Genomic DNA, 22,693 nt, shown 5'->3' with positions numbered 1-22,693 from the left:
TTTCTATGTTGTTTAAGGACATTGGAGAGGGGGATATGATGGAACAATTAATGACGGAATATATCAATTATTTAAAAGAAATCAAGCGAGCATCGAAAAATACAATTGATTCTTATGTAAGCGATTTAAAACAAGTTATTACTTATTTAGAGGGACTGGGGATTCAAAACTTTGACAGTGTCTCAGAGACCAATATTAATTCATATCTCTTAAATATGGAAAAGCAGGGAATGTCATCTGCTAGTATCAATCGAAAATTAGTTGCAATACGAAGCTTTATTTTATTTGGCATTAAAAGAGGTTATATTCATCAAGATGTTACTGAGCGAATTACACCGCCGAAGTTTGAAAAAAAACATCCAAAGGGAATTACGGTTGAACAAATGGAGGCGTTATTAAATGCACCAGATTTGAGTACTTCTCGTGGTAGAAGAGATAAGGCAATGTTAGAACTTTTGTATGCAACAGGGATGAAGGTATCCGAACTTATATCTTTACATATTGAAGATGTAGTATTAAAGCTAATGTATGTTGTTGTAAAAGAAAAAACAGGAGAGCGTTTGTTGCCTTTTGGACATGCAGCAAAGGAGGCATTAATTAAATATGTAGAAGATCGAATAAGTGCAGATAATAAAAATGCAGATAATATAAATGAAAACGATAAAAATGAAGACAATAAAAATGAAAACAATAAAAATGCAGACAATAAAAATGAAGGCAATAAGAATGGAAGCAATTTAAGTGCTGTCAATAAAAACGTTATAGATTCCATAGAGAAAATAAAAGACGAACCGTTATTTTTCAATCGTTTTAGAGAGCCCTTAACTAGGCAAGGATTTTGGAAAATTCTAAAGGAGTATGCGAGAAAGGTTGGAATCGAGGAAGAAATAACTCCACAAGTGATTCGTAATTCCTTTGCAATACATATGCTTGAAAACGGAGCGGATGTCTATAGTTTGCAAGAACTGTTAGGGCATGGAGATGTTAGTATTACACAAAGATATACAAGTCAATCTGCTGGAAAAACAAGAGAAGTTTATTTAAGAACCCATCCAAGAGGAAAATAAATTCTGAATGAAGCATAGGTAGATTAGATAAGTATAGACAAACCTTATTAAAAGGAGGTTCACGATATGAAATACCTTAAATATATAGCTGGCTCAATCCTCATCATTATAGCTATAGTAACGATTGCTATTTTAATAAAACCCAATAATTCTTATAATACAGAGTCCTATGGAGAATTTGTAGATGAATTAGAGCGTAATGGTTATAAAATAAAAGAAGAGGATGTAAATAAGGATATTTTTGCAGGTCAACGGAAATGGTTAACCGTTAATGATAACGAACATATTTCTGTATACATCTATAAAAATAACAAAAGTATGGAAAAAGATGCAGGCTATATCTCTCCAGACGGTTTTTCATATGATACTTGGAAGAATCACACAAGTATTGACTGGATTTCGGTACCTCACTTTTTTAAAAGAGATAATATAATAGTTTTATATGTTGGAGAAGATAAGCAGATTATTAATCTTTTAGAAAGCCTATTGGGAAAGCAATTTGCAGGTTCATAATAGGAATAGAAAGCTTATGTAAATAAGGAGAAAACAATTAAGATGAATTCTATATCGGGTAAAATAACAGAATTAAATGATCTTTTCAATCAAGAAGAGGAGATTTCAAAAAGATCTAAACTAGTTACAGTGACAGATGAGAAAAATGGTTCTAATAGATTTGTAATATCAAATGATTCCTTATGTATAACAGGTGGTTCAATTGACAAATTAAATGTTGGAGATAATTTTTTAGGGTTTTATGACGAGAGTTTACCTGTAATTTTGATTTATCCTCCGCAATATGCTGCTGTTGCTTATGCGGTAAATTTCCCAGACACAAAGAATATCAAAATAGATGTATTTAATGAGGATTTAACAAGCCCTGATCATCAGCTAACATTAAATGTATCTGAGGAAACTGAAATTGTTATGAAAAATGGAGAACCTTATACGGGCGAATTAATAGGAGAAACGTTAGCTGTGATTTATACATTTACCACAAGAAGTATTCCAGCGCAAACAACTCCTGAAAAGATTATAGTAATGAATAAAAATGTGTAACATGCATGCACTTATTAAGTTAAGTCATGTTAATAGAAAATAGGCTGTTGCATTCATACTGTGCCCCCATAAATTAGACCAAAAATCTAATTAGGGGTCAGCTCATTTATGCAACAGCCTATTTTTTAACAAGTTAAAGCCAGTTTTTCTTCTGCATACTCATCTAGCATATACACACTGCCAATGGATGATACTTTACTGGTCAAATCTACGCCCATATCCTGATTTAAGTTAACAATTAACTTTCCACCAGGCATATGCACCGTAATATTAGAATCAATCATACCTAATTTATACACAACACCAGCGGAAGCAATGGCAGCATCAACGGATGCTGATTGATAACCAATACCTTGCTCATAGGCTTCAATCTGGATATTTTTTTTATCAAGTACCTTAACAATTTCAAAAAACATTGGTTTGGTAAAATAATTTTTATGTTCTGAATTTTTACCAATGCTTCTGATTTTATCACTGGATACTTCCTGCATTGGTATTACACAATGAGGGCGGTCTGTATAAACACAAGTGCTCCAATACTCTCTACCGCCAAAATAAAGTGGAATATTAATCATTTCACCTGTTAAAGTATTCATACCAACTTTTTCACTATCGAATGATAACGCACCCATGGAAATTGTAATCATATGACCTGCCTCCTTCAAATTCGTTATAATTTCGCTTATGTAGCTATCCTTTAATTTCATATCAGTAGATTGAATATAACCAGCATCTTTTAAATATTGAAAGAAGATAGCTCTTTCAATCTTATTGTTCTCTACTTGGACACCCCGTGGATTATAAACTTTAAAATGGTATTTATTATTTATCTTATAAGGACCAGCAATAATTCCATTGCAACCAAGTCCTAAGTTACCTCTATATAAGGATCGAATTACATCTGTATGAAATATTTTTTTATTCTTATTTATATCATAGATTAAATACTCATGATAAAATCCTTGATATTTTGAAAAGATTAGACTCATATGAAACCTCCATGCGCCTATAAAAGTAGAACCCTGTAGTTCTAATGGAATAATATTATTTATTTATGCGTTCTTTTTCTCTTATCTTAATCATATACAACATTAAGGTATAAAAATATGAATATTGTGCTATGTTTATTGCAGATAGTGCTGTATAATAAAAAAGAGGTGATTTCATTGGAAACGAATAAAAAAATGGGATATTTAAATAGTGATTTTAAAATATTTCATATCATTGATAAAGAGCAGAAAGAATTTAGTTACCATTATCATGATTTTATTAAAATAAATATATTTATTAGTGGGAATGTAAGCTATTTTATTGAAGGTAAATCCTATCAATTAAATCCCTATGATATCGTTTTAGTAAATGCAGGTGAAATTCATAGACCAGTGATTCATGATACCACACCTTATGAGAGAATTATTATTTACATTTCACCTAGCTTTTTTGATGACTATAAAAAAGAAGATTATGAGCTGGATTATTGTTTTAATCAAGCAAACCTTCATCATACAAATGTATTACGTATTAATGAGGTGCAAAAAAATCGAATTCTTAATGTAATAAATCGCTTAGAGCAATCTTTTAATGCAGTAGGATTTGCAAATAGCTTATATCAGAAAATTCTATTTCTAGAATTTATGATTTTTATAAATCAGGTCGTGATAGATCAGGGCGTTTATTATTTGGACACAAGCACTTCGAATGTAAAAGTGCTTGAAATTATGAAGTATATCAATGAACATCTAAATGAAGAACTAAATATTGATGTAATAGCAAATGAGTTTTATTTAAATAGATCGTATTTAATGCATTTATTTAAAGATAATACTGGTTATACCATTGGTAAATACATTACAGAGAAGCGATTATTTATGGCAAAAACCTTAATTCAAAATGGAACTTCAGTTACAGAGGCATGTTTTGAATGTGGATTTAAAAATTATGCAACTTTTTTTAGAGCATTTAAAGACAAATTCCATATATCACCAAAGGATGCGTCGGAAATCTTATAAAATGCCTGAATACTGTTATAAAATAACTGAAATTAATTGCATATTTATAAAAAATGTGTTAACATTTTCAGAAGAATAAACAAAAAGCCTATGTAAATGCAGCGTTGCATGTATATAGGCTTTTATATTGAATGAGTTGGAGGAAATTTAGTGAAGAAGTCATTGTTTTATGGAATACTGGCCTCGTTCTTTTTTGCATTTACGTTTATTTTAAATCGTAGCATGAATTTGGACGGTGGCTATTGGATGTGGAGTGCCAGTTTACGGTATATTTTTATGTTGCCTATTCTTTTTGTAATCTTAATATCTACAAAAGGAATTAAGATGACACTGGTACATATAAAAGAAAATCTTGTTTCATGGATTGTATATAGCTCCATTGGTTTTGGTATTTTTTATACATTTATCACACTTGGTTCTGTCTATGGAAATTCATATTTTGTTGCTGCAACTTGGCAGATTACGATTGTAGCAGGAATCCTATTAACACCCTTATTTCACAGTAAAATACCAGTAAAGAATCTACTATATAGTATTTTAATAGTTATTGGCGTATTTATCTTGCAACTAGAGAATATGGAAGGATTAAGTTTAGGGAATACATTACTACCTCTTGCAATTATTTTGGTTGCTGCCTTTGCCTATCCACTAGGGAATCGTAAGATGATGTCTTTATGTAAAGATTCATTAAGCACTCTAGAAAGAGTTTTTGGTATGACACTTTGTAGTATGCCTTATTGGATTATACTTTCAATAATAGCTTACAGCAAAGAAGGATTACCAAGTAAGAGTCAAGTTGAAATGTCAGTTCTCGTTGCCTTATTCTCTGGTGTTATAGCAACATTGTTATTCTTTAAAGCAACAGATATGATAAAGAACAATCCAAAACAGTTGGCTATTATTGAAGCCACACAATCAGGAGAAGTTGTATTTTCATTGCTTGGAGGAATTATTATATCTGGTGATCCAATTCCTTCAATCGTTGGTTTTATTGGACTTGCATTTATTATTATTGGTATGGTGATCAATAGCATGGCGAATAAGTAAGACGTAGCAGGTATAAAGATTTTATTATATAATAATGGTAGAATATTAGATAGTCTGATATTGATAGACGTATGTAGGATTGTTGCGTAATAATACTCTGATATTGATAGACATATATAGGATTGTTGCGTATTAGATAGTTTGATATTAGATAATATGATAAAGGCATATTGGTTTTTACATCTGAAACAGCTTGATATTAAATACTCACATACAAAATTGTCAAATAAAAATGCTTATATGAATGCTTTGTGCATTTATATAAGCATTTTTTGTATATTAATTTAAAGTTTCCATAATATTTACAACAAAATAGTTAATTAAATAACAAAATTGCAATTTGTTTTTAAGTGTGTTACAATAGCATCATCAAAAAGAAGTTATCACACAATTACAAGATAAATTTGATAAATACAAATTATTGTACAAATGGAGGATTATTATGAATATACAATTACAGAACAAATATCAACTATATATTAATGGTGAATGGAAAGATGCATCCGATGGTGCGACAATTAAAACTTACAATCCTGCAAATGGAGAATTTTTAGCAGAAATTGCAGATGCTTCTAATAAGGATGTAGATGAAGCAATTGCAGCTGCGAGAGAAGCATTTAAAACATGGGGAAAAACAACTCCTGTAGAAAGAGCAGCGATTCTTAATAAAATCGCAGATATTATAGATGAAAATGCAGAATTTTTAGCAACTGTAGAAACAATGGATAATGGTAAACCAATTCGTGAAACAACTGGAGCAGATATTCCATTAGCATCCGATCATTTTAGATATTTTGCAGGTGTTATTAGAGCAGAAGAGGGCACATCTACTATGATAGATGAAAATACATTAAACCTTATTCTTAGAGAACCAATTGGTGTAGTTGGTCAAATTGTTCCATGGAACTTCCCATTCTTAATGGCAGCTTGGAAGCTTGCACCAGTGCTTGCAGCAGGCGATGTATCCGTGTTTAAGCCATCCAGTACAACTTCACTTAGTGTATTAGAGTTAATGAAACTCATTGAAGGGGTTGTGCCAAAAGGAGTTATTAATATTATCACTGGTAAGGGTTCAAAGAGTGGTGAGTACTTACAACATCATAAAGGTCTTGATAAATTAGCATTTACAGGATCTACAGAAGTTGGTAGAGAAGTTGGAATCTCTGCAGCAGAAAATCTTATTCCTTCCACACTTGAACTTGGTGGTAAATCTGCAAACATCTTCTTTAGTGATGCGGATATGAACATAGCATTAGAAGGTATTCAATTAGGTATTTTATTTAATCAAGGTCAAGTTTGCTCCGCTGGCTCAAGAATCTTTGTACAAGAAGATTTCTATGATGAATTTGTAGAAAAAGCAGTGGCTGCCTTTGAAAAAGTAAAAGTAGGAAATCCTCTTGATCCAAATACTCAGATGGGTGCACAAGTAAGCGAACAACAATTAAATAAAATCTTAAGCTATATTGAAATTGGTAAGAATGAAGGAGCAAAAGTTGCTACCGGCGGTGAAAGATTTGTAGATGGCGATGCTGCAAACGGTTACTTTATGAAACCTACTCTATTAGTCAATGTAACTAACGATATGAGAGTTGCTAGAGAAGAAATCTTTGGACCAGTTGGTGTTGTTATTAAATTTAAGACAATTGATGAAGTAATTGATATGGCAAATGATAGTGATTACGGTCTAGCTGGTGGTGTATTTACAAAAGACATTAACAAAGCAATTCGAGTTGCTAGAGGTATTAGAACAGGACGTATTTGGGTAAATACTTATAATACTTTCCCAGCAGGTGCATCCTTTGGTGGTTACAAAGATTCTGGTATTGGTAGAGAGACTCACAAGGTAATTCTTGATCATTATAGTCAAATGAAGAACATTATAATCAATCTTTCTGAAAAACCAGGTGGAATGTATGTGAAATAATAATTTGGAACTAAATTATTATTAAAAATATAGTTATAAGCGGAGTATTTCATATTGAGTGCTCCGCTTTTTTCTGATTTATATGAAATTCATTTACAAAGGGGATTCTAATAGTCCTTGAAGATTTATAACTTTGTAGTAAAATAACGGGGGAACACCGTTTAAATACAGGAAGAAATATAAATATAGATAAAAGGATTATATAAAAAATGATACATGAGGTAAAAAGTCTTTATTTACCTCATGTATCATTTTTTATTCGCCCGACAAAATTACATTACAAACCTTACGAAAGAAGAATGGGGGGTAAAGATTCATGAAGCGACATATGGAGAACCTTAGTATATCTTAGTCGAATGTGAGTACCCTAGTGATGATTTGCCAAGGATGGCAAATCAAGATGTCACTGAGCCATGGATGGCGAATTGACATCGGTCACGATCACTCGGAATAACTCCCCATTCGTCTTAGATATCCTTAGGTTCGTAACTTGAGCCGAATGAATCTTTACCCCCTATTCTTCATCTAAAAACCTATCATGTAGTTTTGTCGGGCGAATCAACCTATTATAAATGAAACTAAATATTATCAGCAATCGTATAAAGTAAACGTTCTGTTTCATTCCAACCAAGGCAAGCATCGGTTATTGATTTACCATAAATATGCTCACCAACTTTTTGGCTACCTGGTTCGATATAACTTTCAATCATGACACCCTTTACTAACTTAGCGATATCAGGATTTACTTTACGACTATGAAGCACTTCTTTTACAATACGTGGTTGTTCGGAATACAATTTATTTGAATTCGCATGATTTGCATCCACTATTGTAGCAGGATTTAAAAGCTGTGGCTTTTCATTATACATATTAAGTAATCTTACTAAATCTTCATAATGATAATTTGGAATGGATTGTCCATGCTTATTCACTGCTCCTCTTAAAATTGTGTGAGCAAGTGGGTTACCATCTGTGTTTACTTCATATGTACGATAGATAAATGTGTGCTGTGCTTGTGCAGCAATACAAGAATTTAACATAACGGATAAGTCGCCAGAGGTAGGATTTTTCATTCCTGCTGGAACATCTAAACCACTAATTGTTAATCTATGTTGTTGATCTTCAACGGAACGAGCGCCAACTGCTACATAGGAGAGCATATCATCAAGGTAAGCCCAGTTTTCTGGATAAAGCATTTCATCGGCAGCAGTTAAACCAGTTTCATTGATTGCACGAAGGTGTAATTTACGAACCGCTAATAATCCTTCATGTAAATCTGGTTCCGCTTCTGGATCTGGCTGATGAATGATTCCTTTGTAACCTTCGCCAGTAGTTCTTGGTTTATTAGTATAAATACGTGGTATTATTATTAATTTATCGGAAACTTTTTCAGATACTTTTGCAAGACGGCTTATGTAATCGAGTACAGCATCTTCATTATCAGCAGAACATGGACCTACAATAACTATAAATTTATCTGAATTACCCGTAAACACGTCTTTAATTCTTTCATCGCGTTCTTTTTTAATTTGTTTTCCAAAGTCAGTCATAGGAAATTGGCACTTTAATTCTTCGGGTGTTATAATATTTCTTACATAATGAAAACCCATAATCTTACCAGCCTTTCTTTTGTCAAATTTGTCGTTATATAATAATGAAGTATGTTAGTAATAAGAAAATAGCAGGTATATAAAACCTTTAAAACAAATAGTTGTAATCCAATTACGTACTTTAAATGTATTATTATAAACGGGTACATGTATTCTATAACTTTTTAAAGGGATTTGTCAATGAACTTTATTAACATAATTTAGTATCCATTATAACATAAATTCGTGTATAACGTGGGCAATACCATCATTATCATTGGATAAAGTGATAAAATTAGCAGCCTCTTTCACTACGTCCCTTGCATTTGCCATAGCAACGCCCATTCCTGCATATTCTATCATTGTTAAATCATTATAACCATCCCCGCAACTTATCATTTGCTCTTTTGATAATCCCAAGTGATCAAGTAATTTTCCAAGGGAATAAGCTTTATCGATATTTTGAGGCATGATTTCAAGAAAGAATGGTTCAGAACGGTATACATTTAGTGTGTCTTTATAACGTTCCCTTATAATAGGTTCAATTGTTTCAAGGTATGTTCCATCTGCTGTCATAATGCATTTATTTACATCAAAGTTCATATAATCGATAAAATTATCTACTTTTTTAATTGGTATATTGTTTATCCTAGATTCAAGCTCCATATATTGATCAATTGGTGTACCGGCTATAATGTAGTCATTTTCATAGGACATGATACCAATATTATGTTCAATTGCATCATGATAAAGACTTGGAATTAAGTCCTTGTTTAAAAGTTTTTGATATATGATTTCATTTGTACTGCAATTTATTATTTTTCCACCATTGTAAGAAAGAATAAAACCATTGTAGTTTGATAATTTAAGCTCATTTGCTAACCTAGTAATACCAGGGGTTGGTCGTCCAGAAGATAAAACAACCGTATGGCCTCGTTCTTGAATTGTTAGAATTGCCTCTAGTGTTTTTGGTGAAATTTCTTTCTTTGAGTTGGTTAAAGTACCATCAATGTCGAGAACTAATATTTCGTATGCCAATGCAAATACTCCTTTATTTTTAATTACTATATAGTATCCTTATTTAAAGCTTTTTGTCAAGTTTTAGGGATAGTAACATTTGTTAAAATATGAAATAAGAAATTTATTTGTCACCTTGTTATACTTCTATATTTTATGTATACTAAGGTATCATAACGTTACATTATGGATATATTTCGGTAAAGGAGAAGAAGCATATGAGAATGTATGATTTAATTTATAAAAAGAAGAATGGCGAAGAACTCACAGAAAGTGAAATTGAGTTTATTGTTAATGGATATACAGATGGTACAATTCCAGATTATCAAATGTCAGCATTTTTAATGGCGGTTTGCTTAAAAGAGATGAATACAAAAGAGACAATTGCACTTACAATGGCTATGGCACATAGTGGTGATATGTTAGATTTATCAGGAATTCATGGAATTAAAGTGGACAAACATAGCACAGGTGGAGTCGGCGATAAAACATCTCTAATTATAGGACCAATGGTAGCAGCACTTGGGGTGCCAGTTGCCAAGATGTCAGGCAGAGGACTTGGCCATACTGGTGGAACGATAGATAAGTTAGAAAGTTTTAAAGGATTTTCAACTTCCTTATCAGAAGAAGAGTTTATTAATAATGTAAATCAGTTGAAATTAGCGATAAATGGACAGACTGCAAACTTAGCACCAGCGGATAAAAAGATTTATGCACTAAGAGATGTTACGGCGACTGTTGATAATATTTCATTAATTTCTAGTTCCATTATGAGTAAGAAGTTAGCATCTGGAGCAGATGTAATCGTTCTTGACGTAAAAACAGGAAGTGGCGCCTTTATGAAGACATTTGAAGGCAGTCTTGAATTAGCTAAAACAATGGTTGACATTGGAAATGGAGTAGGAAGAGAAACCTATGCAGTGATATCGGATATGAATCAACCACTAGGTATCTCTGTTGGTAACAATCTTGAAGTAATTGAAGCAATTGAAACATTAAAGGGCAATGGTCCAGAAGACTTGCTAGATGCATCTTTAACGTTAGCTTCCTACATGCTAATAGGAGCAAAACGTGCAAGCTCAGAAAAAGAAGCAAGAGAATTGCTACTTGGAACAATAGCGGATGGATCTGCATTAAATAAGTTTGCTGAGTTTGTAAAAGCACAAGGTGGAGACGAAAGAGCTGTATTTGACACCGATCTATTTGAAAAGGCTAGCCTTACTTATGAGGTAACAGCAAAAGAAGCTGGATATGTTACGAACTTCCACACCGATGAAATTGGTATGACTTCCTTAATATTAGGGGGCGGACGTGAAACGAAAGATAGCGTAATTGACCTAAGTGTAGGTATGAAGATACACAAAAAGATTGGTGATCGTGTAGAGGTTGGAACAAAGATCGCAACCCTTTATGCCAACGATGAAGAAAAGTTAAAAGCCGCAATTGAACGTTTTGAAAATGCATATACAATTTCAAAAGAAGCAATAAAAGCACCAAAACATGTGTATGGAGTTGTATCAAGAGATGGCTATAGACCATATGGTTTAGATTAGATTAAAAACAGACTTAAAAAGCAGACTTAAAAGCAGACTTAAAAACAGACCTAAAATAGACCTAAAAACAGACCTGAAAAAGACATAAAAAAGACCTCTTTCCTAGGATAGCTTATGTAATTAATTCTAAGTTCTAATTTTATATTGAGATATTCGTTAAATTACAAAATATATGAATTAATAAATGGATGTATTTTTATAAATTCAAAAGAATTCAATTGGTTACATCATAATTTTTAATCATCAATTTATAAAATATTGTTAATTGTTTATAAAAAACTAATTTGCTGTTTTAAAATGGCTTTGCTATAATATGCTTAGATAAAGGATTTTTAGAATTTTAAATGTTATAAACAATTATACGAAATACAAAATTTTGGTATTGTATGAAAGCTCTAAGGAAAGAGGTTATTATTATGTCATCTTATGTAAGTGTAAGCGAGGTTAAAAAAAGTTATAAAATGGGCGAAGTAGAGATACATGCCTCAGACGGAATAAGTTTTGATATTGAAAAGGGAGAATTTGTTGTAATTGCAGGTCCAAGTGGAGCTGGTAAAACAACGGTTCTTAATATCCTTGGTGGTATGGATTTTTGCGATACTGGTTCTATCATTGTAGATGGAGAAGATATCAGCAAGTATAATGAAAAAAGACTAACCACCTACCGTAGAAATGATATTGGATTTGTATTTCAATTTTATAATTTAGTACCAAATCTAACAGCAAAAGAAAATGTTGAGTTAGCACTTCAAATATGCAAAGACCCGTTGGATGCAGAAAGTGTTTTAAAAGATGTTGGTCTTGAGGAAAGAATGAATAATTTCCCAGCTCAATTATCTGGTGGAGAACAGCAAAGAGTATCCATTGCAAGAGCATTGGCAAAGAATCCAAAGTTGTTATTATGCGATGAGCCAACAGGTGCACTTGATTATAACACAGGAAAAGCAATTCTAAAATTATTACAAGATACATGCAGAAAACAAGGTATGACCGTTATTGTAATCACACATAACTCTGCAATTGCGCCTATGGCTGACCGAGTGATACGAATTAAGAATGGTAAAGTGTCAGAATGTGTTAAAAATGAACACCCAGTGGATGTACAAACCATTGAATGGTAGTTTCGTAAGTTACATTAGAAAGAGGTTGTCATGAAGAAGAGTGCATTGCATAAGGATTTTTTTATTGAGATTAAAAAAACATATAATCGATTTATTTCTATATTATTAATTGTTGCATTAGGAGTCGCATTTTTTGCTGGTTTACGTGTATGTAGAAGCGATATGGAATTAACTGCGGATACCTATTATGATGACATGAACATGATGGACTTTCGTGTTATTAGTACCTTGGGATTAACTAATGGTGATATCGAGGCTATAGCAAAAGTTGATGGTGTCAAAGAGGTTGAAGCTGCACATACCAAAGATGTGTTACTTAATTTAGGTGATAGTGAAATCGTTGTAAGAACTTACTCAATGAATGACTCTATAAATCTATCATATTTAGTGGATGGTAGAATACCAACAGCAAATAATGAATGTATCGTTGATACTATGTTTTTAGAAAACACAGGATTTCAAATTGGGGATAAAATAACGATGGAATCGGGGGATGAGTCTGATTTATCCGATACCTTTAATGAAGTGGAACTTATAATTGTTGGTAGTATTAAAGATTCTAGATATCTAACTTTTTCTAGGGGAAATGGTACCATTGGCAATGGTAAGATTAATAGTTTTATCGTTTTACCGAAAGAAAATTTTGTTTCTGATACATATGAAGAAGCATACGTAACTATTGATGGTAGCAAAGAATTCATGACTTATTCGAAAGAGTATGAAGATTTTATTGAAGAAGCAAAAGTTAAAATAGAAGCAATTGCAGATGCTCAGCTAGATATACGATATCAGGAACTTGTAGCAGAGCCATTACAAGAAATAGAAGATGGTAAAAAAGAGCTTGAGAATGCTAAGAACACTTTTTATAAAGAAAAAGAAGATGCGTTACAAGCATTTGATTCGGCAAAAGAGAACTTGGCTAGTTTTGAAAGTACAGTAAAAGACTTAAGAGATGCCTTAGAAGAGAAGAAAGCAGAGCTATATGCTATTAGCTATAGTGAAGCGGATGTAAATCGTTTATTAGCACCTCAAGAAGCTCAGATAAGTGCGCAAGAAGCGGAATTAGAGAAACAAAAAACACAACTAAATGAAAAAATAGACGAAGCAAATAAGGAATTTGAAAAGGCAGAAGCAGAACTTCTAGAAAAAGAGACAGAATTAAAAGATGCGGAGGATCAATTAAGCAAATTAGAAAATCCAGAATGGTATGTTCTAGATCGTAATACAATTGAGTCCTATGTTTCCTATGGAAGTGATGCAGAACGTATGCAAGCAATTGCAGAAGTATTCCCTGCAATTTTCTTCCTTGTAGCAGCACTTGTTTGTCTTACAACAATGACACGTATGGTAGATGAACAGCGTGTACAAATAGGAACATTAAAAGCATTGGGATATAGTAAATCATCCATTGCAGCTAAATATATTTTATATGCGCTTTTGGCAACAGTTACTGGAAGTATCATTGGTGTATTAATCGGACAAAAAGTATTTCCATACATTGTTGTTACTGCATATAAAATTTTATATAGTAATTTACCATATGGAATTTATCCATACAGAATTGGAAATGCAATTTTGGCTGGTGGTATTGCAATCTTTACAACAACAATTGCTACTTATTTCGCATGTTATAAAGAATTAAGATCAGAACCTGCTAAATTAATGCGTCCAGTTGCTCCAAAAGTGGGCAAGAGGATTCTATTAGAACGCGTGCCTTTTATTTGGAAACGTTTAAATTTCACTCAAAAATCAACCCTTAGAAATCTATTTCGTTATAAAAAACGTTTGCTAATGACAGTCATTGGTATTGCAGGCTGTATGGCATTGTTGCTCGTAGGTTATGGTGTAAAAGATTCCATAGGAGTTATGGCAGATGTTCAATATGGACAGCTTTTGAAGGCGGATGCTACAGCAACTTTAAAAAGTGATTTAAGTGATGAAGATAAACAAACATTTATACAAAATATTCGTAACAATGAAGCAATTGATAATGCTGCATTATCCTTAGAGAGTGTTGTGGATCTTTCCAAGGAAGATATCACAAAATCGGCTTCTTTAATTGTACTTGATTCTACCAATGATTTTGAGACATTTTTTATCTTTAGAGACCGAGTAAGTAAGGAACAGTACCATATTTCAAATGATGGGGTTATCTTAACTGAGAAACTTGCAAAAGTATTGGATGTTTCAAAAGGTGATACGATTTCTCTTAGCATAGATGAATTTACTAAGGTGGATATTACAGTAGATGCTATCACTGAAAACTATATAAACCACTATATTTATATGACACCTGAGTTATATGAAAAGGTTTATGGAAAAGAAGTTAGCTATAATGAGGCTTTTATCATGCATAGTTACGCAGATGAAAATCAGGAAGAACAATTGTTTACAAAATTGCTAAATGAGAACGAGTCAATCGTATCAATATCATCCATTCGTTCCCTTCAACAAAGAATTGATGAAATGCTTCAAAGCTTAAATATTATCGTATATGTATTAATCATTTGTGCTGGTTTATTAGCATTTATCGTACTTTATAACCTTAGCAATATTAATATTAATGAAAGAAAGCGAGAGCTAGCTTCCTTAAAGGTTCTAGGTTTTTATGATAAAGAAGTGAATTCCTATGTCATGCGTGAAACGATACTTCTTACTTTGATTGGTATCTTGTTTGGTATCGTACTTGGTGTTGTACTGCATCGATTCGTTATCGTGACATGTGAAGTGGAAGAAATGATGTTTGGTAGATTGATAAAAGGTGTTAGTTTCCTTTATAGTGGGCTATTAACATTACTATTTTCAATTATAATTTCAATTGTAATGTATTTTAAATTAAAGAAAATTAATATGATTGAATCATTAAAGAGTGTAGAATAACAGCGAGAAATAAAATAATGTGTGAAATCAATAATGATTGCATATAGTAGAGTAAGACGTACAATGTTAAGTAGGGATTACTTTGGGAAAATCAGAAAAGATATTCGGGAATGTTTTTCGAATTATCATAATTGGTCTCATTATACTTGTACTAATGAAATATATCATTCCAAGGACTTCGATTTATTATCGTGCCAAGCTCTATTACCCTGTATTCGGCAATTATTTAAACGATTATGATTTGGTGCTTATAAAAGGTGAAAGTAAACGAATCTACGTCAAGAATGTAAACGTACGTGTTAATTATAAATCTACTGATTTCAAGGTGGCATTTGTAAATGATCTTGGGAAAGTTACAGCGAAAAGGCCTGGACTTTGCTTTATTAATGTTCATGTAAAGGGGAAAGTATTAAGGTGTAGAGTTCGTGTCATTTCGCTGAATTATTCCTCCTTAAAATTATCCGTAGGCGATAAGAAGTGGTTAAATGTTAGAGGTTGTGTTTTAAAAGAACGTTATTATAGCAGTAATACGAGCGTTGTAAAGGTATCACGATTTGGAAAGCTTACTGCTGTTAGTAAGGGAAGTGCCACCATCACTGTTAAGGCCTATGGGAGAGAGATGAAGTGTAAGGTTGTTGTAAGATAGTGGAATGAGAAGTTATAGTAATACAACTATAATTTTGTATACATGTTTCTGCTATTACTTGTCATAAAATTACGACTACTTGACTAAAATATTAGTAATTAAGTTGCGTTGGGTGGTTTATGAAACACTTCATTAAAAGATATGTTAAAGTAGCTTTGGCTTTGTCATTTACCTGTGTGTTACTTCTTATGAGTTGCATGGAAGTATTTGCTTCTACGATTCAATATGAAATCTCAAATACGGATGTGACGCCAATTGCGAATGAATCTGAAATTGATATAACAGCACAAGCGGCTGTATTAATGGAAGGTTCCACTGGTAAAGTCATTTATTCAAAGAATGCAAATCAAGAATTACGACCAGCAAGTATTACTAAGATTATGACTTTATTGTTAATATTTGAAGCAATTGAATCGGGGCAGATTACCTTAACGGATTCTGTACCAGTTAGTGAACATGCTGCTTCTATGGGTGGTTCTCAAGTATACCTTGAACCATTTGAAACACAGGATGTAAATACAATGATAAAATGCATTAGCATTGCGAGCGCAAATGATGCAAGCGTAGCTATGGCTGAGTTAATCGCAGGTTCTGAAGAAGCTTTTGTGAAAAAGATGAACGAACGCGCCAAAGAACTTGGTATGATGAATACGAATTTTGTAAACTGCTATGGACTAGATACGGATAATCACTATACAAGTGCTATGGATGTTGCATTGATGTCAAAAGAATTAATTATGAATCATCCGCAGATCAGTAATTATTCAACCGTATGGATGGACACTTTTATACACACTACAAAAAAAGGTCAATCCGAATTTGGACTTACCAATACAAATAAATTAATTAAATCCTATCAAGGAATTACAGGATTAAAAACTGGATCTACAGGTCTAGCAAAATATTGTTTATCCGCAACAGCTAGAAGAGATAATATGGACTTAATTGCAGTTGTAATGGCTGCGCCTGATACAAAAACTCGATTTGCAGAAGCTACGAAACTATTAAACTATGGATTCGCAAATTGCAGTATTTATAAGGATACGGGAGAAGGTCTCGTTTTCCCTAACGTATTCGTTAAAAAAGGCGATATCGATGAAGTGCCTACAAAAGTGAATGGAACTTTTTCTTACTTATGTACAAATGGCATGAATCCAGCAGATATTACAAAGGATATAAAAGTTATGCCTGAATGCATCGCTCCAATTAAAGAAAACGATGTGGTAGGGCAAATTACATATTATTATAATGGTAATGAAATTGGAACTCTTCCATTAGTAGCTTCTTCACCTGTAGGAAAAGCCGGATATGTAGATTATTTTATGAAACTTATATTTAAATACTTCTAAAGGAGAAAGAATGGGGCTAATCATAGGAATCCTAATCGTTATTGCGATTGGCATTGTATATTTAATCTTTGAAAATAAAAATCTCGCAATTACAAACTATTTAATCGAGCAGGAAAAGGTACCAAAAGCATTTGATGGTATGAAATTCGTCTTCTTAACCGATCTTCATAATAATAGTTATGGTAAGGATAATAAACGATTGCTTGCTCATATCCATGCATATAAACCTGATGCGATATTAATAGCAGGAGATATGATCATAGCGAGGGAGCCTAAGAAGCTGGATACAGCGTTAAACTTATTAAAAGAACTAAGTGATAATTACCCAGTGTATTATGCTCCTGGTAATCATGAGTTAAAATTGGAAATTTTTGAATCGAACCATACGGATTTACAAGGAACTTATAAATTTTCTAATTATTTATCCGATATAAAAAAGCAAGGTGTTTGTTACCTTGACAATGATAGTATTATCATAGAAAAGGATAAGGATAAGTTACAAATTACAGGATTAAATCTACCACTTATGTTTTATCATAAGGGTGGGAAACCAGTTCCTTTAGATAAACGTGATATGAATGAGCTTGTTGGACCAGCAAGTAGCAAAGGATATCAAATACTACTTGCACATATGCCAAATTATTTTGAAACCTACGCAGAGTGGGGAGCAGATTTTGTTTTATCTGGTCATGTGCATGGTGGTATTATGCGTATCCCTTATATAGGTGGAGTAATCTCGCCACAATATGAGATATTTCCAAAGTATGATGCGGGTATATTTACTCATAATAAGTCGATTATGTTATTGTCCAGAGGCTTAGGGACGCATACAATACCGGTGCGAGTATTTAATCGCCCTGAACTTATCTGTATGCAATTAAAGAAAAAATAGTGTTCACAAAATAAAAAGAGTGGTATAATAATAGTGTTATGCCAAAAAAGAATGTCCCGGAATCGTTTTGGTTCCAGGACATTCTTGTGTATACTAAAGCAAGAAACAGTTAGTTATTGAGGAAGAAAAAAGAAAGGTTACTTAATTCATGAGAGAAATTCTAATTGTATTAGTTGCAAGTTTATTCGCAGGAATTGTAATAATGATTTTACACGAATTCCCTAAGGCTTTTCTATATCAATTATTAGATAAGAAACAAAAAAGCATAGAAGATCAAACATTAGAACAAAAATCACAATTACCAGCCCAGAAAATATGGAAGCTACATCAATACATTGACCCAATCGGACTTCTTTTTTGTGGTATTTTGCATATTGGATTTTCTAAGCCATATTACTATCGAATCAAAGATAAGAAAGTAAGTCGTATTTTAGGCATTACTGGGTTATTGTCCTTATTATTACAATTTTTAATAAGTACCAGTATATTAAGATTTGGATTTGGGTTAAATTCTAAACTAATAATTTCTGCAAAATCATCATTCGCGTTCGAATTTTTAATCTATTTTTTGTCTTGCTATGCTATAATAAGCATTGGAATGTTATTAACCAATTTATTTCCAATCGTTGCATTCGATATGGGATTATTAGTTGCGGCAGCATCACCAATAAAGTTCTTCACGATTATACGTGCGGATTATTTAATTAAAATGGTTTGGTTATTTACAGTGTTACTTGGATTAATGAATGCAGTCAGTTCCACTATATTTGGATTATTTATGGGATAGGAGATATATATGGGAATTCCTGTTAAGTTAGAAGCTTTTGAGGGTCCACTTGACCTCTTACTTCATTTAATTGATAAAAATAAGGTCAGTATTTATGATATACCAATTGTTACAATCACGGAACAGTACATAGAGTATATTCGTGGTATGGACGAAAAAGATTTAGATGTCATGAGTGAATTTTTAGTTATGGCAGCAACGCTTCTTAGAATTAAATCACAAATGCTTCTTCCTGCACCGAAAAAGGAAGAGGAGGAAGAAGAGGTTGACCCTAGACAAGAACTTGTAGAGCGCTTACTGGAATATAAAATGTTTAAGTTCATTTCATATGAACTAAAGGACAAGCAATTAGATGCAGAACTTATGTTATTTAAAGAAAGTTCGATTCCAGAGGAAATTGCGGATATAAAGGAAGAAGTAGATATCCCTTCTTTATTGTCGGATTTAACTCTTGCAAAATTGCATGCAATTTTTAAATCTGTAATGAAAAGGCAAGAAGATAAGATAGATCCGATTCGAAGTAAGTTTGGTAGAATCGAGAGAGAAGAGATTAATTTAGCAGAGAAGATTCTTGAAATACAAGAATATGGTCTAATACATAAGACCTTCAGCTTTCGCAGTCTTCTTGAACGTCAAGCGGATAAGATGGAAATCGTTGTTACCTTTCTAGGAATTCTGGAGTTAATGAAAATGCAACGAATTGAAATTGTTCAAAAAGAGCTATTTGATGATATTTACATTGAATATCTTGCAGATGATGTTGCATCCGTGGACGAATTTTCTATGGAATAATTTACGATTAAGTAATTTACTATAAAGTAATTTACTATTTAGTAAAGGAGTAATTCTTTTAAGAAAGGTTAGGATTACGTATGGAAATTGAAAGATTAGAAGCCATGATAGAAGCAATTTTATTTACTATGGGAGAAGCCGTAGAATTAGAGAGAATTGCCTCTGCATTGGAACATGATGAAGATACCGTGAGAAAAATTATTCGAAATATGATGGATAAGTATGAGGCATATGATCGTGGTATTCAGATTATTGAATTAAATAATTCATTTCAACTATGCACGAAGGCTTCTATGTATGAGACCCTTGTTAAAATAGCGCATGTTCCTAAAAAACATGTATTAACTGATGTTTTATTAGAAACACTTTCTATTATAGCTTATAAACAACCAATTACGAAACAAGCTATTGAAGGGATTCGTGGAGTTAAGAGCGACCATGCTGTCAATAAGTTAGTCGAGTATAATTTAGTTTGTGAAGTTGGACGTATGGATGCACCTGGTAGACCGATTTTATTTGGTACCACCGATGAGTTTTTAAGAAGCTTTGGTATTACTTCGTTAGGGGATTTACCGATGATAAACCCTGAAAAAGTGGAAGACTTTAAGTTAGAAGCAGAGGAAGAAGTTCAACTTAAGTTAGATATTTGATAACATAATAAGAAAATAATTTGAGTGATAATTAATTTATACATTTACTATGATAGAGTGGAATATTGTTTTGCTCTCTAATCAAATTTAACTTAAATCTTTATTAAAATTGTGTAAAAGTACTAGACTATAGTCCTTTAACTGCTATAATAAATAAAGCACATATCACGGAGGGACGAATGTTTGGCTATATTAATATAAATAAACCAGAATTAAAGGTAAAAGAGTATTACGAATATAAAGCTTATTATTGTGGTTTATGTAATACGTTAAAAGATCGTTTTGGACGTTTTGGTCAGATGACGTTAACTTATGATATGACATTTTTAATTATTCTGCTAAGTTCTTTGTATGAAAGTGAAACAACTTGTGAAAAACACCGTTGTTTAGCGCATCCAACGACAAAACATGCGATGCTTCAAAATGAAATAACAGAATATGCTGCAGATATGAATATTGCTCTTAGTTATCATAAGATGTTAGATGATTGGAATGACGACAAAAATGTTCTTAAAAAAACGGGAGCAGTTTTGCTTCAAAGAGACTACAAGCGTGTAGAGAAAAACTATGAGCGGCAATGTAATGTAATTAAACAATGTTTGCAGCAGTTAAGTATTTGTGAAAAACAAAAGGAAACGAATTTAGATATTGTTTCACGCAGCTTTGGTGAATTGATGGGTGAAATGTTCGTATATAAGGAAGATCATTTTAGTAATACATTAAGAAAAATGGGATTTTATTTAGGTAAATTTATTTATCTTATGGATGCATATGAGGATTTGCCGAAAGATGAGAAGGATGGTAGTTATAATCCACTCTTATCTATTTCAAAGCAAGAGGATTATGAGGAAAAAATATTAGAAATACTTACTATGATGATGGCAGAGTGTACGAAGGAATTTGAAAAATTACCTTTGTTACGTGATGCGCAAATACTTCGGAATATATTATATGCAGGCGTTTGGTCAAAGTATGATAAAATTCGCCAAAAGTGTGTGAAGGAGTAAACTTCTTCATTATAATTTAAATATTATATTTTAATATCGTAAACGGTATTATTAGAAAGATAAGAGAAAGGGACGAACCGTATGATAGCTGATCCATATCAGGTACTTGGAATTTCAAGAAATGCATCCGATGAGGAGGTTAAAAGAGCATATCGCGATTTAAGTAGAAAATACCATCCAGATTCTTATATTGATAACCCACTTGCGTCTCTTGCAGAGGAAAAGTTTAAAGAGGTGCAAGAAGCATATGACCAAATCATGAATGAACGACAAAATGGCGGAGGTTATTCAAGCACTACTTCCAATACCTATTACAATCAAGGAAGTGATTCCGGAGAGTTTGCACAGGTATATAGTTATATTAATGCTAGAAGATTTACAGATGCTGTACAACTTCTTAACAATATATCAAGTAGAAATGCGAGATGGTTTTACTTAAGTGCTATTGCTAACGCTGGACTTGGAAATAATATATTGGCTTTAGACCATGCTAGAACCGCTGTTTCTATGGAACCAATGAACCGCGAATATGTTAATTTTTATAATCAGTTGCAATATGGCGGAGCTCGTTACAATACTACAGGGCAAACATATGGTAGAACTGGTATGGATACTGGTGACTTATGTTGTAATCTATGTATTGCAGATACTTGTTGTGAATGTATGGGAGGCGATCTGTGCACATGCATCTAAGCACAAAGCATTTATCGTTATTAGGTCTATTATTAGCATTTAGTGTTGTACTTACTGTTTTAAGTGGAATTATTGAAACCAGTACCTTGTTTTTGCTAGCGGCAGCATCCTTCTTTGTTGGAATTGCCTTTCGTGAGACAAATAAGTTACTAGGTGTTGCATTTTATTTAGCAAGTGTATTCTTAAGTTTTATTCTTGCACCTAATAAAATGTACTGCATTACCTATGGGGCAATTAGTCTATATATTGTGTTAATAGAATTGCTAGGTGGGAAAGTGATAGGGAAGGAGAACAGAGAAAATATTTCAAGAATAAAAAGACTTCAACTGATAGCCTTGAAGTTTGGTTTATTTAATATAATTTTTGTTCCGATTCTTATATTCTTTCCACAACTTATTATTGCAAGAGACTTAAATTTATTACTTTCAATTGCGTTTTTTTTAGGTGGACAAGTTGTCTTTTTTATTTATGATAAAGCATATGATTATTTTATGATTCATTATTGGTTGAAATTTAGAAGGAATTTCTTTCGTTAAATTTATTAAAAGCTCTATTTCATAGTGTGTGGGATATTACGTTGACGCACTACTGATGATAGAGCTATTTTTATGTTT

General features: G+C 32.5%; 21 protein-coding genes. 18 read left to right on the top strand and 3 right to left on the bottom strand.

Annotation, left to right across the window (positions count from 1 at the left end):
• The first annotated feature begins 35 nt into the window (after nt 1-35).
• The 3 genes from BN4220_RS17485 (at nt 36) to BN4220_RS17475 (ending at nt 2,123) form a co-directional block, all read left to right on the top strand.
• Nucleotides 36-1,067, top strand: a complete 1,032-nt coding sequence (locus BN4220_RS17485) for a tyrosine-type recombinase/integrase (protein WP_066719559.1) — start codon at nt 36-38, stop codon at nt 1,065-1,067.
• A 66-nt stretch (nt 1,068-1,133) separates the two neighbouring features.
• Nucleotides 1,134-1,580, top strand: coding sequence for a hypothetical protein (locus BN4220_RS17480; RefSeq protein WP_066719556.1), 447 nt, complete (start codon nt 1,134-1,136; stop codon nt 1,578-1,580).
• A gap of 42 nt (nt 1,581-1,622) precedes the next feature.
• Nucleotides 1,623-2,123 (top strand): hypothetical protein, encoded by a 501-nt coding sequence (locus BN4220_RS17475; RefSeq protein WP_066719553.1) that lies wholly within the window; start codon nt 1,623-1,625, stop codon nt 2,121-2,123.
• A 125-nt stretch (nt 2,124-2,248) separates the two neighbouring features.
• On the opposite strand, the gene BN4220_RS17470 is transcribed toward BN4220_RS17475, so the two are convergent.
• Entirely contained in the window at nt 2,249-3,112 is an 864-nt protein-coding gene (locus BN4220_RS17470) for a hypothetical protein (protein ID WP_066719550.1), read from the bottom strand.
• Between the two features lie 177 nt (nt 3,113-3,289).
• Between BN4220_RS17470 and BN4220_RS17465 the strand changes: the two genes are divergently transcribed.
• From BN4220_RS17465 to BN4220_RS17455, 3 genes are all read left to right on the top strand, one after another.
• Nucleotides 3,290-4,132 (top strand): AraC family transcriptional regulator, encoded by an 843-nt coding sequence (locus BN4220_RS17465; RefSeq protein WP_066719547.1) that lies wholly within the window; start codon nt 3,290-3,292, stop codon nt 4,130-4,132.
• Between the two features lie 150 nt (nt 4,133-4,282).
• Nucleotides 4,283-5,179 carry a DMT family transporter gene (locus tag BN4220_RS17460; RefSeq protein ID WP_066719543.1) on the top strand — a complete coding sequence of 299 codons (897 nt, stop codon included), beginning with the start codon at nt 4,283-4,285 and terminating at the stop codon, nt 5,177-5,179.
• 442 nt (nt 5,180-5,621) lie between these two features.
• The gene (locus BN4220_RS17455) at nt 5,622-7,103 is read left to right on the top strand and encodes an aldehyde dehydrogenase family protein (RefSeq protein WP_066719540.1); all 1,482 of its coding nucleotides are present in this window, start codon (nt 5,622-5,624) and stop codon (nt 7,101-7,103) included.
• 578 nt (nt 7,104-7,681) lie between these two features.
• On the opposite strand, the gene BN4220_RS17450 is transcribed toward BN4220_RS17455, so the two are convergent.
• Nucleotides 7,682-8,713, bottom strand: coding sequence for a 3-deoxy-7-phosphoheptulonate synthase (locus tag BN4220_RS17450; RefSeq protein WP_066719537.1), 1,032 nt, complete (start codon nt 8,711-8,713; stop codon nt 7,682-7,684).
• A gap of 210 nt (nt 8,714-8,923) precedes the next feature.
• Nucleotides 8,924-9,730, bottom strand: coding sequence for a Cof-type HAD-IIB family hydrolase (locus tag BN4220_RS17445; protein ID WP_066719530.1), 807 nt, complete (start codon nt 9,728-9,730; stop codon nt 8,924-8,926).
• Between the two features lie 197 nt (nt 9,731-9,927).
• Here BN4220_RS17445 and BN4220_RS17440 point away from each other — a divergent pair, with 197 nt between their 5' ends.
• The 12 genes from BN4220_RS17440 (at nt 9,928) to BN4220_RS17385 (ending at nt 22,615) form a co-directional block, all read left to right on the top strand.
• Nucleotides 9,928-11,262 carry a pyrimidine-nucleoside phosphorylase gene (locus BN4220_RS17440; RefSeq protein WP_066719528.1) on the top strand — a complete coding sequence of 445 codons (1,335 nt, stop codon included), beginning with the start codon at nt 9,928-9,930 and terminating at the stop codon, nt 11,260-11,262.
• Nucleotides 11,263-11,678: 416 nt separating this feature from the next.
• Nucleotides 11,679-12,383, top strand: coding sequence for an ABC transporter ATP-binding protein (locus BN4220_RS17435; protein WP_066719522.1), 705 nt, complete (start codon nt 11,679-11,681; stop codon nt 12,381-12,383).
• A 30-nt stretch (nt 12,384-12,413) separates the two neighbouring features.
• Entirely contained in the window at nt 12,414-15,263 is a 2,850-nt protein-coding gene (locus tag BN4220_RS17430; protein WP_066719519.1) for an ABC transporter permease, read from the top strand.
• Between the two features lie 82 nt (nt 15,264-15,345).
• On the top strand, nt 15,346-15,909 hold the full coding sequence (locus BN4220_RS17425) for an Ig-like domain-containing protein (protein WP_066719515.1): 564 nt from the start codon (nt 15,346-15,348) through the stop codon (nt 15,907-15,909).
• A gap of 119 nt (nt 15,910-16,028) precedes the next feature.
• On the top strand, nt 16,029-17,258 hold the full coding sequence (locus BN4220_RS17420) for a D-alanyl-D-alanine carboxypeptidase family protein (RefSeq protein WP_082812376.1): 1,230 nt from the start codon (nt 16,029-16,031) through the stop codon (nt 17,256-17,258).
• 10 nt (nt 17,259-17,268) lie between these two features.
• Nucleotides 17,269-18,150 carry a metallophosphoesterase gene (locus BN4220_RS17415; RefSeq protein ID WP_082812375.1) on the top strand — a complete coding sequence of 294 codons (882 nt, stop codon included), beginning with the start codon at nt 17,269-17,271 and terminating at the stop codon, nt 18,148-18,150.
• A gap of 148 nt (nt 18,151-18,298) precedes the next feature.
• Complete coding sequence (locus tag BN4220_RS17410) at nt 18,299-18,937, top strand: hypothetical protein (protein ID WP_066719512.1); 639 nt, start codon at nt 18,299-18,301, stop codon at nt 18,935-18,937.
• A 9-nt stretch (nt 18,938-18,946) separates the two neighbouring features.
• A complete protein-coding gene (locus tag BN4220_RS17405) occupies nt 18,947-19,729 on the top strand; it encodes a segregation and condensation protein A (RefSeq protein ID WP_066719510.1) in 783 nt (260 codons plus the stop codon).
• 80 nt (nt 19,730-19,809) lie between these two features.
• Nucleotides 19,810-20,379, top strand: a complete 570-nt coding sequence (gene scpB / locus BN4220_RS17400; RefSeq protein ID WP_066719508.1) for an SMC-Scp complex subunit ScpB — start codon at nt 19,810-19,812, stop codon at nt 20,377-20,379.
• A 179-nt stretch (nt 20,380-20,558) separates the two neighbouring features.
• Nucleotides 20,559-21,386, top strand: a complete 828-nt coding sequence (locus BN4220_RS17395) for a DUF5685 family protein (protein WP_066719504.1) — start codon at nt 20,559-20,561, stop codon at nt 21,384-21,386.
• An 81-nt stretch (nt 21,387-21,467) separates the two neighbouring features.
• Nucleotides 21,468-22,079, top strand: a complete 612-nt coding sequence (locus BN4220_RS17390) for a J domain-containing protein (RefSeq protein ID WP_066719502.1) — start codon at nt 21,468-21,470, stop codon at nt 22,077-22,079.
• The gene (locus tag BN4220_RS17385) at nt 22,070-22,615 is read left to right on the top strand and encodes a hypothetical protein (protein ID WP_066719500.1); all 546 of its coding nucleotides are present in this window, start codon (nt 22,070-22,072) and stop codon (nt 22,613-22,615) included. Before BN4220_RS17390 ends, BN4220_RS17385 begins: the two co-directional genes overlap by 10 nt.
• Nucleotides 22,616-22,693: the final 78 nt, after the last annotated feature.

The sequence above is a fragment of the Clostridium sp. Marseille-P299 genome (assembly GCF_900078195.1).
GTDB lineage: Bacteria > Bacillota > Clostridia > Lachnospirales > Lachnospiraceae > Lachnoclostridium.
Note: the sequence above shows the minus strand (reverse complement) of the source record. Positions and strands in the feature narration are given on the sequence as shown.

Excerpts from the sequence above, each read along its gene's own strand:
- BN4220_RS17485 (WP_066719559.1), top strand. The coding sequence starts at position 36 with ATGATGGAACAATTAATGACGGAATATATCAATTATTTAAAAGAAATC.
- BN4220_RS17480 (WP_066719556.1), top strand. The coding sequence starts at position 1,134 with ATGAAATACCTTAAATATATAGCTGGCTCAATCCTCATCATTATAGCT.
- BN4220_RS17475 (WP_066719553.1), top strand. The coding sequence starts at position 1,623 with ATGAATTCTATATCGGGTAAAATAACAGAATTAAATGATCTTTTCAAT.
- BN4220_RS17470 (WP_066719550.1), bottom strand. The coding sequence starts at position 3,112 with ATGAGTCTAATCTTTTCAAAATATCAAGGATTTTATCATGAGTATTTA.
- BN4220_RS17455 (WP_066719540.1), top strand. The coding sequence starts at position 5,622 with ATGAATATACAATTACAGAACAAATATCAACTATATATTAATGGTGAA.
- BN4220_RS17450 (WP_066719537.1), bottom strand. The coding sequence starts at position 8,713 with ATGGGTTTTCATTATGTAAGAAATATTATAACACCCGAAGAATTAAAG.
- BN4220_RS17440 (WP_066719528.1), top strand. The coding sequence starts at position 9,928 with ATGAGAATGTATGATTTAATTTATAAAAAGAAGAATGGCGAAGAACTC.
- BN4220_RS17435 (WP_066719522.1), top strand. The coding sequence starts at position 11,679 with ATGTCATCTTATGTAAGTGTAAGCGAGGTTAAAAAAAGTTATAAAATG.
- BN4220_RS17430 (WP_066719519.1), top strand. The coding sequence starts at position 12,414 with ATGAAGAAGAGTGCATTGCATAAGGATTTTTTTATTGAGATTAAAAAA.
- BN4220_RS17420 (WP_082812376.1), top strand. The coding sequence starts at position 16,029 with ATGAAACACTTCATTAAAAGATATGTTAAAGTAGCTTTGGCTTTGTCA.
- BN4220_RS17415 (WP_082812375.1), top strand. The coding sequence starts at position 17,269 with ATGGGGCTAATCATAGGAATCCTAATCGTTATTGCGATTGGCATTGTA.
- BN4220_RS17410 (WP_066719512.1), top strand. The coding sequence starts at position 18,299 with ATGAGAGAAATTCTAATTGTATTAGTTGCAAGTTTATTCGCAGGAATT.
- BN4220_RS17405 (WP_066719510.1), top strand. The coding sequence starts at position 18,947 with ATGGGAATTCCTGTTAAGTTAGAAGCTTTTGAGGGTCCACTTGACCTC.
- scpB (WP_066719508.1), top strand. The coding sequence starts at position 19,810 with ATGGAAATTGAAAGATTAGAAGCCATGATAGAAGCAATTTTATTTACT.
- BN4220_RS17395 (WP_066719504.1), top strand. The coding sequence starts at position 20,559 with ATGTTTGGCTATATTAATATAAATAAACCAGAATTAAAGGTAAAAGAG.
- BN4220_RS17390 (WP_066719502.1), top strand. The coding sequence starts at position 21,468 with ATGATAGCTGATCCATATCAGGTACTTGGAATTTCAAGAAATGCATCC.
- BN4220_RS17385 (WP_066719500.1), top strand. The coding sequence starts at position 22,070 with ATGCATCTAAGCACAAAGCATTTATCGTTATTAGGTCTATTATTAGCA.